The organism is Pseudoalteromonas sp. MMG010 (assembly GCF_018100905.1).
Classification (GTDB): Bacteria; Pseudomonadota; Gammaproteobacteria; order Enterobacterales; family Alteromonadaceae; genus Pseudoalteromonas.
In genome coordinates, this window is the sequence record NZ_JAGJEG010000012.1 from 28,479 (window position 1) to 43,728 (window position 15,250).

10 protein-coding genes are annotated in these 15,250 nt (G+C 41.1%); 5 read left to right on the forward strand and 5 right to left on the reverse strand.

Going from position 1 to position 15,250, the window contains the following annotated elements; genetic code table 11:
• Positions 1 to 179: 179 nt before the first annotated feature.
• Positions 180 to 794: a PQ-loop domain-containing transporter gene (locus J8L70_RS12485; protein WP_211055925.1), complete on the forward strand. Its 615-nt coding sequence runs from the start codon at positions 180 to 182 to the stop codon at positions 792 to 794.
• Positions 795 to 862: 68 nt separating this feature from the next.
• Entirely contained in the window at positions 863 to 1,651 is a 789-nt protein-coding gene (locus J8L70_RS12490; protein WP_211055926.1) for a PhzF family phenazine biosynthesis protein, read from the forward strand.
• Positions 1,652 to 1,661: 10 nt separating this feature from the next.
• Here J8L70_RS12490 and J8L70_RS12495 read toward each other — a convergent pair whose 3' ends face one another.
• On the reverse strand, positions 1,662 to 2,942 hold the full coding sequence (locus J8L70_RS12495; RefSeq protein ID WP_211055927.1) for a LysM peptidoglycan-binding domain-containing protein: 1,281 nt from the start codon (positions 2,940 to 2,942) through the stop codon (positions 1,662 to 1,664).
• A gap of 469 nt (positions 2,943 to 3,411) precedes the next feature.
• Here J8L70_RS12495 and J8L70_RS12500 point away from each other — a divergent pair, with 469 nt between their 5' ends.
• Positions 3,412 to 3,858, forward strand: a complete 447-nt coding sequence (locus J8L70_RS12500) for a transposase (RefSeq protein WP_211055928.1) — start codon at positions 3,412 to 3,414, stop codon at positions 3,856 to 3,858.
• 500 nt (positions 3,859 to 4,358) lie between these two features.
• Here J8L70_RS12500 and J8L70_RS12505 read toward each other — a convergent pair whose 3' ends face one another.
• Positions 4,359 to 4,886, reverse strand: coding sequence for a sugar O-acetyltransferase (locus tag J8L70_RS12505; protein WP_211055929.1), 528 nt, complete (start codon positions 4,884 to 4,886; stop codon positions 4,359 to 4,361).
• 156 nt (positions 4,887 to 5,042) lie between these two features.
• On the opposite strand from J8L70_RS12505, the gene J8L70_RS12510 reads away from it, so the two are divergent.
• The gene (locus J8L70_RS12510) at positions 5,043 to 5,804 is read left to right on the forward strand and encodes a DeoR family transcriptional regulator (RefSeq protein ID WP_211055930.1); all 762 of its coding nucleotides are present in this window, start codon (positions 5,043 to 5,045) and stop codon (positions 5,802 to 5,804) included.
• Positions 5,805 to 5,846: 42 nt separating this feature from the next.
• On the forward strand, positions 5,847 to 7,667 hold the full coding sequence (gene glmS, locus J8L70_RS12515; protein ID WP_211055931.1) for a glutamine--fructose-6-phosphate transaminase (isomerizing): 1,821 nt from the start codon (positions 5,847 to 5,849) through the stop codon (positions 7,665 to 7,667).
• A 200-nt stretch (positions 7,668 to 7,867) separates the two neighbouring features.
• Here glmS and J8L70_RS12520 read toward each other — a convergent pair whose 3' ends face one another.
• The 3 genes from J8L70_RS12520 to J8L70_RS12530 form a co-directional block, all read right to left on the reverse strand.
• Complete coding sequence (locus tag J8L70_RS12520) at positions 7,868 to 11,086, reverse strand: S41 family peptidase (RefSeq protein ID WP_211055932.1); 3,219 nt, start codon at positions 11,084 to 11,086, stop codon at positions 7,868 to 7,870.
• A gap of 180 nt (positions 11,087 to 11,266) precedes the next feature.
• Complete coding sequence (locus J8L70_RS12525) at positions 11,267 to 12,670, reverse strand: 5-methyltetrahydrofolate--homocysteine methyltransferase (RefSeq protein ID WP_211055933.1); 1,404 nt, start codon at positions 12,668 to 12,670, stop codon at positions 11,267 to 11,269.
• A 32-nt stretch (positions 12,671 to 12,702) separates the two neighbouring features.
• The gene (locus tag J8L70_RS12530) at positions 12,703 to 15,129 is read right to left on the reverse strand and encodes a TonB-dependent receptor (RefSeq protein ID WP_211055934.1); all 2,427 of its coding nucleotides are present in this window, start codon (positions 15,127 to 15,129) and stop codon (positions 12,703 to 12,705) included.
• Between the last annotated feature and the right edge of the window lie 121 nt (positions 15,130 to 15,250).

A 15,250-nucleotide genomic window follows, 5' to 3' on the forward strand; every position in this document is an offset into this window, starting at 1 on the left:
CATTTTAAATAACACTTTTTGTATTGAAATGTTGCCAGCTAAAAAATCTAATCGGTATCTCGCTATTGTTTAAAAATAGTAGCGCTATAAAATCCGCGCTAAATAATCGAGCTTAATAAATACATTGGGTTTATAAAGCATATTTTCTGATTTTTACAGTGTGTATCCGTGAGGCAACTTTGACATATTACCTACCTATTTTGTCAGCATTAATTTTGGTATTTAGCTTTTTACCTTTACTGAACAAAATTAGAAAAAACCGCAGTGCGTCGGGTGTATCATTGTTAATGCTCACTTTTGGGTTATCACAAAGCTTGTACTTTACCGCTTATAATATTTACTTCGAACGCTTTCTAATTACTTTACCTTTTATAGTTACAGGTGCTTTAAGTACATTAATTTTATATTATTTTACCCGTTACAATGCCGCAAAAAATGAGCGAATGCAGTTAGTGATTATGCTGAGCCTTTCACTTACACCTTTTTTATTATTGCTACTTCCTCAGTTTGAAATTGGCACATTACTTAATGTGTTAACTTATGTTGGACTGGTAATGAGCTCGGTACGTGTGATGCCACAAACTTATAAAACACTTCGCAGTGGCAATATTAGTAACTTAAGTGCGCGCTATTTTATTTTTCAATGTTTGGCAGGTGTATGTGGTTTAACCGTTGAGCTTAGTTTAGCCATACCAAGTACATCGCACGTATTAATGTTTGTTATGTTGCTGCTTACTAATATTGTTCAGTTTGCTTGTATGCAATATTACAAAATGAGACCTGTAATGGCGTAACGAATTAGTACTGACAATTTATTGGGTTTATGGCATGTTTAATTATGATTCATTTTTAAATTTTTAATATGCAACTCACTATTCATCAGATAGATGCTTTTACTAACGAGTTATTTAAAGGTAACTATGCGGCGGTTGTTCCTTTAGAGTCGTGGTTAAGCGACGATTTAATGCTTAAAATTGGCGCCGAAAATAATGTGTCAGAAACCGCATTTACGTGCCAAAAAGCCGATGGCAGTTACGCCATTCGTTGGTTTTCGCCGTTAATGGAAATAGATTTTTGTGGTCATGCTACGCTGGCAGCGGCCTATGTTTTATGCGAGCAGCATAACGTAACGCAGATTACCTTTTATGGCGCAGCAGTGGGGACGCTCATTGTAAATAAAAACCCAAATGGCAGCTTTGCCATGACCTTTCCTAAACAAGCGCCAACCCCGGTGCTTGAAATACCGACTAAATTATTGCAAGGCTTATCAATCTCGCCTGTTAAAGTCCTTAAAAATCAACAAGCGTATTTTGCAATATACGAAACAGCACAAGATATTATTGACCTAACCACTGATTCAACCGCATTAAAAGCATTATTTCCATTCGATGTGGTTGCCAGTGCGCCAGGGGAGGCTTGTGACTTTGTATCGCGCTACTTTTGGCCCGCCAGTGGTGGCGAAGAAGATTTTGTAACGGGTTCTATTCATACGGGTCTTGCGCCATATTGGGCAGAGCAACTAAACAAAACAACCCTTAATGCCTATCAGGCATCTAGCCGCGGTGGCGAGCTGTTATGTGAAGTTGCAGAGCAGTCGGTTACTATAACCGGGCATGCCGTACGATACTTAAAGGGCACGCTGTATTTATAGTGCCCTTTAGTTAGCTATTAGAAAGAAAAACTGTAAGAACATCGCCAATGTTTAATCGATTTTTCGATAAGTTATTCCATTGTTTAAGCTTACTAATACTCACGTTGTAGCGTTTGGCTATTTTCCATAAACTCTCGCCCGATTTTACTTTATGTGCTATTTCGGTATCGGCTAATACGGGTAGCAACAACTTTTTTCCTGCTTGGATGCGTGAGCTTTTTAAGTTATTAAATGCTTTTAATTGTTTAACGGTTAATGCATAGCGTTTAGCAATAACACTTAAGCTGTCGCCTGATTTAATAGTGTAGTGCTGCCATTGACTGTAATCGTTTGTTTTTTGCTGGGCTAGCATCGTATTAAACTTTGATTCTAAATCGACGGGTACAACAATATGGGGCGCGTCAATCACGGCAGGGAAACGAATAACACCATGATTTAAAAGTTCTATTTCTTGCCATTGTTGGCTGTTATCTAAAATAACTGAACCTTTAATAGGAACTGCTGTAATCACTTGTTTGTTAGCAATGAGCGGAAATCCCATTTTTTTACTTTTTAATAGCTGTGCTGCCGCTAGTAATTTAGGGACGTACTGGCTGGTTTGTTTAGGCAATTTTAAACTAAAAAAGTCGGTGGACTTACCTTGTTTTTTATTGTTTTTAATTGCTTTTAGTACACGCCCTTCTCCTAAATTATAGGCAGCAATAGCATGGTACCAATTACCATCAAAGCGTTTATATAGGTATTGCATAAAATCTAGCGCAGCGCGGGTACTATCTACCACATCTTGGCGACCGTCATACCACGGAGAAATATTTACCTTAAAGTACTTAGCTATCGATGGCGTTAATTGCCAAAGGCCCGAAGCATGCTTATGCGAGTAGGCACTGGCGTTAAAATCGCTTTCAATTAAAGGCATAAGTGCAAGTTCTAGCGGTAACTTACGTTTTTCTATTTCGGTTACTATGTAATGTAAATAAGGAGCGGCTCTGCGACTTATTTCATCCATATAATTAGGGTGTAATAAATACCAGTCAATACGTTTTTTAACCGCTGGGTGCTGCGAGTCTGCAAAGCTCAATTGTGAACGAATACGTTGCCATACATCGTTTAATTCTTCTGGAGAAACACTTTGTTTTGGCTCAACTTGTAGATGGGCGGGGGGAGTAACGATAACCGATTGAGGTTGTTCAACGTTAGGCTCTATAATTGGATCTGGGTTATTAATGGTAGTTTTACAGCCAGATAAAACAATCGAAATGGCAAAAATGCGAATAAATTTATTTGAAAACACGTACTAACCTACCCTTAAAATATAAATGCAGCTAACCTAAAGCAGGCTAGCTTAACATAGAGTGAGTTAAATTTGAGTAATGGTTATTACCAAATATATTGCGAACTAATTGTCGCCGTAAACGACGACCTACCGTAGGACGTGCTTTAGCGCGTAAAATGTATAATTTAAGGGTTTAAGTTATTGTCGCCATAAATGACGATCTACGGATGTGTTTGAGATTATGTAGGACGTGCTTCAGCGCGTAAATGTAGCTTAAGTGTTTATGTTATTGTCGCCGTAAACGACGACCTACGGATGTACTTGTGATTATGTAGGTCGTGCTTTAGCGCGTAAATGTAGCTTAAGTGTTTATGTTATTGTCGCCGTAAACGACGACCTACGGATGTATTTGCGATTATGTAGGACGTGCTTTAGCGCGTTAATAGGCTATATTTTACTTTTGCTTTGGGGAAAAGGAGTTTATCAAATGAGCTGGAGTAACTTAAAAAAAGGGCGCGTATCAATTCAATCAGGTGAATACTTCATTACCTTTACATGCCACCACAGAGAAAGAATATTTAGTAATTCCGATCATGCTAATACCTTTTGTAGATGTATTGCTAGTAATGAGCTCAAGTATCAATGTCGTTGGTTAACTTGGGTGTTAATGCCTGATCACTTCCATGGTTTATTGCAATTAACATCAAGTGAATTAGGAACTGTTGTAGGCCATTTAAAAGGGGCATCTGCTCGGGAAGTCAATAAAGTACGAAGTAAAAATCAGCCTGTTTGGCAAAGAGCGTATTATGATCATGCGCTGCGAGAAGAAGAAAATAGGATTGAAATAGCAAGGTATATTGCTGCAAACCCATTAAGACGGAAGTTGGTTAGCACAATAGGTGATTACCCGTATTGGAATTCAGTATATTTGTAAGCTTAACTTCGCAAGGCGTAGTCGCCGTAAACGACGACCTACGGATGTGTTTGTGATTATGTAGGACGTGCTTTAGCGCGTAAATGTAGCTTAAGTGTTTAAGTTATTGTCGCCGTAAACGACGACCTACGGATGTGTTTGTGATTATGTAGGACGTGCTTCCGCGCGTAAAATGTATAATTAAAGGGTTTAAGTTATTGTCGTCGTAAACGACGACCTACGGATGTGTTTGGGGTTATGTAGGACGTGCTTCAGCGCGTAAAATGTAGCTTAAGTGTTTAAGTTATTGTCGCCGTAAACGACGACCTACAATGTATTTGTGATTATGTAGGGCGTGCTTCAGCGCGTAAAATGTAGCTTAAGTGTATATGTTATTGTCGCCATAAATGACGACCTACGAATGTATTTGAGATTATGTAGGACGTGCTTCAGCGCGTAAAATGTATAATTTAAGGGTTTAAGTTATTGTCGCCGTAAACGACGACCTACAATATATACAATTAAATATCTTTAATTTTCACTGCGGGATTACCCGCTACCACTGTATTTGCAGTAATATTTTTGGTCACTATCGACCCTGCTCCTATAACCGCGTTATCGCCAATAGTAACACCCGCTAAAACGATAACTCCCGCGCCAATCCACACGTTATTGCCGATAGTAATCGGTGCTGTAAAGTTTTCTTTTTTTAGTCGTTCAGTGGGGTTAACCGCATGAGATACAGCCAAAAGCTGAACGTTAGGGCCTATTAAACAATCATCACCAATAGTAATGTTGCCCTCAATAATGGGTGCATCTAACATCGTGCAGTTAATGTTTATAAAAGTACGATCACCAATTTGTATTTGTGAGCCGTAATCACAATGAAACCCAGACTCAATAATTACGCCTTCGCCGCTGTGAGAAAATAAACTTTTAACTCGTTTTAAATTACCCTTACTAGGGCTTTTTGAAAACAAGCGGCAGATTTCGCCAGCGTGCTTTCTAAGCATTAAATATTCTTTTTTTAAACTGTTAAATATGTACATATAAATTATTTTTAATCAGGCGATAAAGGGCAGAGTCCATTCTACCTTTATTATATATTGATGAAAGCGGCTTTATTTTTTATACGTTCACTTGCCATTTAGTTTGTTTCGTTTAAAATGCGCTAACTTTCGAAACGAAACTTAAATGTGTTACTTATGACCAAACGAAATACCCAGCAACGTCGACACCTAATTTTGGCGCAAATAAACGAGCTAGGAGAAGTGGCTGTAGATAAGTTAGCTGAGCAGTTTCAAACGTCAGAAGTCACCATTCGTAAAGATTTAACAGCGCTTGAAAAAAGTGGTTTATTACTACGTCGCTATGGCGGTGCGATTGCACTGCCTAAAGAAATTGTTAGTGAAGAAATAGACTCTAAACGAAAAGTGGCGATTGCTAAAGCCGCGGCAGCACTTATAAAAGATCATAACCGTATTATTATTGATAGTGGGCGTACTACCGCAGCAATGATCCCCGAGCTGGCTAATAAGCGCGGACTGGTCGTGATGACCAATGCTATTAAAGTTGCTAATCGGCTCTTGGCATTAGAAAACGAGCCAACACTTTTGATGACCGGAGGAACATGGGACCCTCATTCAGAGTCGTTTCAGGGGCAAGTTGCCGAACATGTTTTATGCTCATACGACTTTGACCAATTATTTATTGGCGCCGATGGCATCGATGTAAAGCGTGGCACGACGACGTTTAACGAGCTAGTTGGGTTAAGCCAAGTAATGGCAAAAGCCGCGCGCGAAGTCATCGTTATGGTTGAGTCAGATAAAATTGGCCGAAAAATACCTAATTTAGAATTACCATGGCAAATAGTGACCACATTAATAACCGACAGCGGCTTAGCAGATGATAAACGCAAAGCAATTGAAGCCTGTGGTGTAAAACTTATTTGCGCAGAGATTATATAGTAGCCACAAAGTGGCCAACATTTAAAAATTATTGGAGAGATTATGTGTGGAATCGTTGGAGCCGTTGCAGAACGCCCGGTTAATAAAATTTTAGTAGAAGGGTTAAAGCGCCTCGAATACCGTGGTTACGACTCTGCTGGTGTTGCTCTTTTAGAGGAAACAACGCTTAATACGGTTAAAGCCGTGGGTAAAGTAGTGAACGTAGAAGCTGCACTTGAAAAAGCCGGTGTATCGGGCCATACCGGTATTGCACATACTCGTTGGGCAACACATGGTAGCGTAACAGAGGCAAACGCCCACCCGCACGTATCAAACAATCAACTTGCACTGGTACACAATGGTATCATTGAAAATCACGCCAGCTTACGTGCGTCACTTAAAGCAGAAGGTTACGAGTTCCTATCTGAAACCGATACCGAAGTTATGGTGCACTTAATTCACAAGCTGCGTAAAGAGCACACCTCGTTATTAGCTTCTGTTCAAGCTGCGGTTAAGCAATTTGAAGGTGCATTTGGTACTGTCGTATTCGATAAAGCCAACGACAACGAAATTATTGTTGCTCGCTCAGGTAGCCCATTAGTTATTGGTTTAGGCCTTGGCGAAAACTTTATTGCTTCAGATCAGCTTGCTTTATTACCCGTTACACGCAGCTTTATCTTTTTAGAAGAAGGCGATGTGGCACGTATTACTCGTGACAGCGTAGAAATTTTTGATGAGAATGGCGACGCGGTAGAGCGTGAAGTGATTGAATCAAACATCACACAAGATGCATCAGGTAAAGGTGATTACCGTCACTACATGTTAAAAGAAATTTATGAGCAGCCAGTGGCTGTTCGTAATACGCTTGAAGGGCGTTTAAACGATGACCGTGTTGCCATTGATGCCTTTGGTGACAGCGCCCAGCAAATATTTAAAGATGTAAAACACGTGCAAATTATTGCCTGTGGTACGTCTTATCACTCAGGCATGGTTGCACGCTACTGGCTTGAGCAATTTGCAGGCGTAAGTTGTAACGTAGAAATTGCCTCAGAGTTTAGATATCGCCAATCGTTTGTGCATGAAAACAGCTTACTTGTTACTATTTCGCAATCGGGTGAAACAGCCGATACACTTGCGGCATTACGCTTAGCTAAAGAGCAAGGTTACATGGCATCAATGACCATTTGTAATGTACCCGGCTCATCGCTTGTACGCGAATCAGACCTTGCCTTTATGACCAAAGCAGGCGCTGAAATTGGCGTTGCATCAACTAAAGCATTTACCACACAATTAGTTGGTTTGTTAATGCTTACTGCGTCTATAGCGCAAGAAAAATGCCTAAACCAAAGTGCCATTGTAAACGCTATAAAAGTATTGCCAGCTAAACTTGAAGAAACATTATTACTTGCCGATGGCATAGCTGAGCTTGCAGAAGAGTTTGCCGATAAACACCATTCACTGTTTTTAGGTCGTGGTTCGCAATACCCAATTGCAATGGAAGGCGCGCTTAAGCTTAAAGAAATTTCGTACATTCATGCCGAAGCTTATGCCGCAGGTGAGCTTAAACATGGCCCATTAGCCCTTATTGATGCCGACATGCCAATTATTGTTGTCGCGCCAAACAATGAATTACTAGAAAAGCTTAAATCAAACGTAGAAGAAGTTCGCGCCCGTGGCGGTATTATTTATGTATTTGCCGACATCGACTCGCATTTTGCATCAGACGACACCATGCGTGTAATTAACGTCAATCATACCGACGACATCATTGCGCCAATTGTGTACACATTACCACTACAGTTACTGTCGTACTACGTAGCAGTAATTAAAGGTACTGACGTTGACCAACCACGTAACTTAGCTAAATCGGTTACAGTTGAATAAAATCAATAGGTTATAATTAATTTGTTAAAATTAAAAAGGTGCATTATGCACCTTTTTTTGTGCCTGAAACTCTGTTGCCTTATTTCTTAACTACAAGTTCGTTTCACCTATAGTCAACCTACGCAAATTCAAGCTTAATAAAAAACCCTGCAAATTTGCAGGGTTTTTATTAGTGTTAACTTATTTTGCTATGCAGTAAATTAAAACTTAGATGGCGCTGGTGGCACTACTAAAGGTTGCTTAGGGTTTGCTTTAAGCTCCTTTAATAGCTCTTCTACAGCTCGCTCTATTGATGGGTCTTGGCCTTTATAAATAAGCTCTGGGCGGTCGATTACTTTAATGTCGGGCGCAACGCCTTCGTTTTCTATAATCCAATTACCTTCGTTATCTAAAATACGGAATGTAGCCGCAATGACTTGCCCGCCATCGACAAGACTTGGGTTACCTGAAATACCAATTAAGCCACCCCATGTGCGCGTACCAATTAACTTACCTAGTCCGGCTTGGCGGAAGTAATAAGGAATTGCATCGCCACCAGAGCTTGAATAGCCGTTGATGAGCATGGCTTTAGGGCCATCGTGCGAGAACTGCGGGGTTTTAGTCGGTTCTACACCGCGGCGTTTCCAGTAGTTAAGTGGTTTACGGGCAAGCCATGTGATCATGTGCTCAGGGATAAAGCCACCGCCATTGTATCGGTCATCAATAATCATGGCGTCTTTGGTGGTTTGCGGCATGTAATTTTTAAACATGGCGCGGTTACCTTCAAATGCGGTATTCGGTAAGTGTACATAACCAATACGGCCATCTGATAATTTATTAACGTAGGCTGCGCGTGAGTTTACCCAGTCTAGGTAACGTAAGCCTTGCTCGCTTGCTACTGGTTTAACCGTTACTTGCCATGCGCCTTTGCTACGTGGTTTAGTGTTAAGTACCAGTTCTACTTGCTCGCCTTGGGTGTTTTCAAGTAGCTCGTAAAAGTTAGCAACGTTTTTAACCGAACGGCCATTTACAGCAATAATGTAATCGCCATTGTGGGCTTTAACGCCTGTAGTGCCTAACGGCGAGCGGAAGTCACTATGCCAATTTTCGCCTTTGAAAATATGCTCTATTTTTACATAACCAGAAGGGTCGCTGGCTAATTTAGCGCCTAGTAAGCCATGGTTTTTACGCGCGGCTTTTGGCATATCACCCGATTGTACGTAGATATGGCCTGAGTTAATTTCACCGGCAATTTCACTCAGTACATAGTCAAGGTCGCTGCGATGACTAATGGCATCAGCCATAGGTTGATATTTAGCTAAAATAGCATCCCAATCTTGGCCATGATGATTTTCGTCGTAGAACCAATCGCGTAGTGTACGCCACCCTTCTACGTACATTTGTTGCCATTCGAGTTGCGGGTTAATTTTAAGTGTCATTTTACTTAAATCTAACGTGTTGGCTGCTAAGTCTTGGTTTGCTTTTGGTTCAATTAAGCTAAAGTTTTTACCTGCTTTAACTAACACATGCTCGGCATTGCTCGAAATTGTGTAATTACTTACGCCTTTGGCGATGGTTTCTAACTTACTATCGTGCTCAGTGCCAATAAGTTGTAGCGCACCATTTGCCAAGGTTAGTACGCCGTCTTTAACGCCGGTTAGGCCTCTATAATCACCCGCTGGGGCATTTAGTGCGGTAACACGCTGCATAAAGTTATTGCTTTGTAGTGCATTTTTAACTTTGCCGTCGTCTTTTTTATCTTTTTGCTCTTTAACAATGGCAGCTTCATCACTTTGTAAGGCAATAAGCGGCTTAATGCTTTCGTTTACAGCGGCTGCATATAGTCGAGTGGCGCGATTAAACATGTAGTCAAATTCATAGCTGCTAAAGGCAAGATTAAAGTCGCGCTCGGAGCTAAAATAAAGGTACTGACCGTCGGGTGAGAATGTGGGGTTTTGCTCATTGCTCATTTCGTCGGTTAAGCGAGTTACCTTTTTCTTTTTAAGGTTGTAATGCCACAGTGAGGCATAGCGATTTTCGTTATTTTTAACAAACACAATATCTTGGCTGTTTGGCGACCAAGTATATTGGCGAATACCTTGTTCGTCGTATATTCCGGTGTCTATTTTATGCTGTTTACCCGATTTTGCATCTAACCACCAAAGTGTGTGGTTTTTATCTGCAAATAGGAGTTTTGAGCTATCGGGTGACCAAATAGGGGTAAAGCGCCAAATTGTCCCGTTGCTCGTTAACTGTTTAATCGCATTATTGTTACTGCGATCTTTTAAATAGATTTCGTATTCGCCAGTTTCATCACTCATGTAGGCAATATAGCGTCCATTTGGCGACCAACTTGCGTCAATTTCACGACCTTTGGGTGTGTAGGTTAAATTACGTGTAGGGCCTTGTTTTACGGGAACACTAAATAACTCACCGCGAGCAGTAAATAATGCACGTTTACCATCGTGCGAAATCGACATTGAGTCAACAAAGTCACTTACATTTTTGCTATACGGCATGGCATATTGACGTACGCCAGCAATATTAATGCTTAGCTTGCTGCTTTTTTGTGTTTTTGCATCAAGGCGGTATAGGTAACCTCCATTTTCGTACACGACAGCATGGGGTCCTGCTGATGGCCAAAGTACGTCAAATTCTTTATGGTTAGTGAGTTTTTTAGGCTCGCTGCCTTTGCGATATTGGTACATGTTTAAGGTGTAATCGCGGTCAGATACAAAATAAATATTATCGCCAACCCAAGTCGGTTGCTGGTCGGTTGCGCGGTTAGTAGTCAGTTGCTCTGAGGTGTTTTTTTCTAAATCATAAATCCACACATCTTGTGCTCGGCCACCACGGGTGCGTTTCCAAGTACGAAATTCACGGTCAATGGGCGTGTAAACATATTTGCTACCATCTGGCGATAGCATGCCGCCACCGGTTTCTGGAATAGCTAAAGGCTGCTCTAATCCGCCATTAGCAGGGACCATATACGGACGACCCATGCGTTTACCCCAAGGGGTACGGTTAGCACGGAACACAACGTTTTCACCATCGGGTGTCCAATCTAAAACGCGGTAATCAAAGCCACCACGCGGTGGCATTGGGCCTACATCGTTATAGTAAGTGAGTTGTTTTAAGTTAGAGCCATCGCTATTGATAACATAAATTTGACGACTGCCATTGTATTCTGCGGCAAAGGCAATGCGTTTACCATCGGGCGAAAACTTTGGAAAGGTTTCAAAGCCTATGTGATCGGTTAAGCGCTTGCTGGCGCCCGTTTGTGTGTTGGCAATGTAAATATCGCCACTATATACAAAGGTCACATTCTGATTATGAATGTCGGGAAAACGCATTAAGCGTGTGTCTTTTGTTTCGTAAGCTGATGCCCAAGGTGCAAGGGTTGCAGCCATGGCCATTACTAATGTGGTTATTTTTTTCATGAGTTTACATCCTATATCGAAAACTGTTACATCATAACAATAAAAAACAAATAACGGTGCAGTTGCGATAAGTGGTCTGTTACAAAATGTAAATAAAAAAGGTTGGCATTAAAACGCCAACCTTTGTAAGAGTATTTTTATGCTAAGGCATCAAGCTAATGAGGCGCTTAGGCATAAAAATTAATGGTCGTGATCGTCCTCGTCTTCTGCCTCAGCAATACCTAACCAAGTAATACTTGCTGGTGGAAAGTTAAGTTCTAACTCACCTTCAACCTTTAAGTCTTCTAGGTGTACTTGCACAATATGTTGAGCAATGGGGTCGGCTACATAGGCAAACTCACCATTTTGCGCCACGGTCATGCTAAAGTTTAAACCTTCAGGCATGGTTGCTACATCTTGTTCGGTAATATCAACTTGGCCTGCAAGTTCCCAGTGCATTTCGCCATCATGGTCATGCCCCGTCAGTACATTTAAAAAGCCTAAGCTGTCGAGCACTAAAAAGTGTTCACCACTGGCTGAAAAAGAATACGATACCGCACTTGCGCCATCGGCTAGTTGCAATTCTACTTCTTCCATTTCGGCACTTTCAGGATGAATGCTCAGCAGTACTGAGCCACTGCCATCGTGTCCTGCGGCAACACCAAAAATAGTGTCGCTATTTTCGTGGCCATATAATGTACCAATGCGTTCAGTGCCTACCGCTTCTATATTTGCTATTTTTTCGGCTTCGTATTCGTCGTCATGTTGATGCGCTACTAATACGCTATCACCACAACCAAATACAACATAGTCATGATTTTGTGCTGCACCATGTAAATCAGGGCACGTAAGATCTAATGTTTGTTCAAGTTCGTATTCACCATCATGAAAATGATAAACCCCCACTTGATCTGGCAGTACTTTAGCAACCGATGTGTTATCGGCATCGTCGCGGCGTATCGTTGATAGTAAATGTTCGCCGCGGGGTTCAGCCACACCGTGCATATTTATATCGTAGCTAATACCCGGTAGTGTTGCTGTTGCATTACTAATATCGCTATCTGTGAGGACTTCAACAGAGGCCGGTGTACCCGAATCTGCGTCACCATCATAAAATATGGCTAATTGTCCGTCATGGGTCATTAAATGAGTCGGGCGACTACCCGTTGTTAGCTCGTAGCTGCTAAATGCTGGGCCTTGTTCGTAATCATGCAAATGTTCACCATGATCTTCACGCCACATGCCACTATCTATAAACCCTAAGTAATCTTGCTCACGGTTTGTAATAATGGCATAACGAAAATCAGGCGATGCTGATAACGTGTTTGAACTACTGTTTAAGGTAAAAGTATCAAGGAGTTCATTGTCGTCTAAATCAAAAAAGCTGGCTTCATTACTGTCACTAGCAAATACGGCCAGTCTGCCAAGTGAGTCGATAGTATAGCTATCGTCGTGATCATCGTCGTCATCGTCATGATCGTGCTCGTCATCGACGACCGCAATCGGATCTTTTTCAACAATAGTTGTTTCGGCATCACCACAGGCGGTAATGAGTGTGCTACTTATTGCAATTGCTAATAATTTTAGTCTGAATAGGTTAGTCATGTTGATTTCCTTTTATTTAAAATTTGTATTAATTAGAAATAACCGCGAATACCCAGTGCGAAGCTACGCCCTGGACGAGGGGCAAGATCTTTTAAAAATGAGCTATGCACACGGGCTTCTGTATCCGTTAAGTTGGTGCCTTTTAAATACAGTGATAAATCTTGATTAAGCACTGAAAGGTCATAGCTAACACTTGCATCAATAAGGGTGTAACCATCTGTGGCTGTTTCTTCTAAGGCGGTGCGATCTTGATCTTGATAGCGAGTTATATGAATATTTGCACTGATTTTTTCACTGTTATAGCTCAGCTCACTGCCAAAACGAAGTGGCGGTGTACGCGGTAAATTCCCGCCGCTTTGTAAGCGTGCGCGTACGTAATCAGAAAATACATTAAGTTTAAACTCGTCATTTAGTTGCCATGCAACTTGTGCCTCAAACCCGTGTAAAACTACATCGTCTGTTTTAAATAAATAAACAGGCAGTTCTGAGGTGTGTTCGTCTTCTTCACTTAGCTCGTCTTCATCTGCATGGTCATGTGCACTTTCGGCATATAAACCAGTGTCTATTTGGTAAAAATAGTTGTCTACTTGGTTATAAAAAGCATTAAAAATAAAGCCAATATCACCTTGGGTTTTACGAAAGGTTAAATCAATATTGTTGGCTGTTTCTAAATCAACAGGGTGCGCTGATAAGTCAAAATCACCAGCTTCGTTAATATCAAATAATGCGCCAATTTCATAAGATCCAGTACCAATATGAGGTCCAAATGACAGTAACTCTGACGCTGAAGGCGCACGCTCTGAACGTGATACCGAAAGTCCTAGGTTATAACTTGGGGTGAAATCCCATACTACACCGGCTGATAAACTAACGGGTGTAAACTCATGCTTTGCATCAAAAACACGTATAAATTGCGTTTCATCATCATGGTCGTGGTCATGCTCATCTTCAACGTCAGTGTCGTCATGAGCATGAGCATCGAGGCTAGGTAATAATACGTTATTAGCATTTAAGGTTACGTGTTCAATACGCCCACCTAATTGCACTAAAAAATCACCAAAATGTTTTTCTTCCATAAGCGCAATAGCAATGCTTTGCGTTTGTGATGGCGGTGTAAAGGCTTCTTCACCTTGGGCTTCTACATCACTGTTTTTGTAATGAATACTAAAACCACCATTCCACTCATTAAACTGACGATGTAACGCATCTATACGCACTTCACTGGTTTGGTTTTTAAATGTTGTGCCTACTGAACCAAGCTCAATTTCTGCATGTTCATAGTCTGTGTAACCAGCACGTAGATTGATTTTGTTAAGCCATTGATTATCTAAGTTGTATTCACCAAGCAATTGCACTTTAGTTTGCTTTAAGTCGGCATAAACATTTTCGTCAGTGGTTTCTTCTTCGTCATGATCGTGATCTTCTTCTTCATCACCATGGCTATGACCCGGGATCCCATATTGACGATTAAACGTTTCAACGGCTAAACCAATAAAGCCTTCATCCATCAAATAACTTGCACCTAGCGTAAAGCCATCTGATTCTTCATCACTGTTTTCAACAGTGTAATCGCCACTATGTTCTTCATGGTCATCGTGATCGAGCTCGGCTGCAACAGGGATTTCGTAGTCATCGGCTTCGCGCCAAAAAGCATCTGCATAAAAAGCAAAAGAGTCGGTACCTGTAGTGGCATTAAATGAAGCAACTTTTTGATTATCAACAGAGTTATGCTCTAGGTTCCACTCACCACGGGTTGTGCTGTCGGTCGGTACGCGGTTATCAACCACATTGACTACGCCGCCTATGGCACCGCTGCCATAAAATAAAGTTGCTGGGCCACGTAATACTTCGATTTGTTGTGCTGTTGATGCCTCTGAAGCTACAGAGTGATCGGGACCGACCCGCGATACATCGCTCACATCAAGGCCATTTTGTGTGATCAATACCCGAGGTCCGCTCAAACCACGAATAATAGGGGTACTGGCCACTTTTGCATGAAAATTAGTATTTACACCGGGTAGTTTTTCAAGACTATCACCGAGTGTTGCAGCTTGCTGGCGTCTTAATTGCTCACCCGATAATACACTTACCGGAGCCGCAGACTCCATTGCTGACATATGTATTGGCGTTGCCTCAATATCAATAACTTCTATCGGAGAACGCTCTAGCGTAAACGATACATTAAGCGTTTCATCCGTATTGACTGTGATATCTCGGTGTAAATGTGCGTAACCAGGAGCAACGATATGAAACTCTTTAAGTCCTTGATTTAATTTGCTTATAATAAATTTGCCACGGCTATCTGTAGCAACTTTTATATCAGAACCTTCGAGTTCTATTTCTGCATTAGTGACAGCATTACCTTGACTGTTTATCACAGTACCTTCAATGGTATTTGCTAATACACTGGCGGGTAGCAGGGCGGCTATTAAAATAGCGAGTTGTGAGCGTTTTTTCATTGTTAATTTCTTCCTCGAAATGTTATACTATATCAATAGCGCTTGAAATGTTATAATGTATCAAGTTGAATTAACAAATGTTATTTAAATATGTTTTAAAAAAGTTTACTGAAGTAACAAG

Bases quoted from the DNA above. Each gene is read 5' to 3' on its own strand.
- J8L70_RS12505 (WP_211055929.1), bottom strand. From the start codon at position 4,886: ATGTACATATTTAACAGTTTAAAAAAAGAATATTTAATGCTTAGAAAG.
- J8L70_RS12500 (WP_211055928.1), top strand. From the start codon at position 3,412: ATGAGCTGGAGTAACTTAAAAAAAGGGCGCGTATCAATTCAATCAGGT.
- J8L70_RS12490 (WP_211055926.1), top strand. From the start codon at position 863: ATGCAACTCACTATTCATCAGATAGATGCTTTTACTAACGAGTTATTT.
- J8L70_RS12525 (WP_211055933.1), bottom strand. From the start codon at position 12,670: ATGACTAACCTATTCAGACTAAAATTATTAGCAATTGCAATAAGTAGC.
- glmS (WP_211055931.1), top strand. From the start codon at position 5,847: ATGTGTGGAATCGTTGGAGCCGTTGCAGAACGCCCGGTTAATAAAATT.
- J8L70_RS12530 (WP_211055934.1), bottom strand. From the start codon at position 15,129: ATGAAAAAACGCTCACAACTCGCTATTTTAATAGCCGCCCTGCTACCC.
- J8L70_RS12510 (WP_211055930.1), top strand. From the start codon at position 5,043: ATGACCAAACGAAATACCCAGCAACGTCGACACCTAATTTTGGCGCAA.
- J8L70_RS12520 (WP_211055932.1), bottom strand. From the start codon at position 11,086: ATGAAAAAAATAACCACATTAGTAATGGCCATGGCTGCAACCCTTGCA.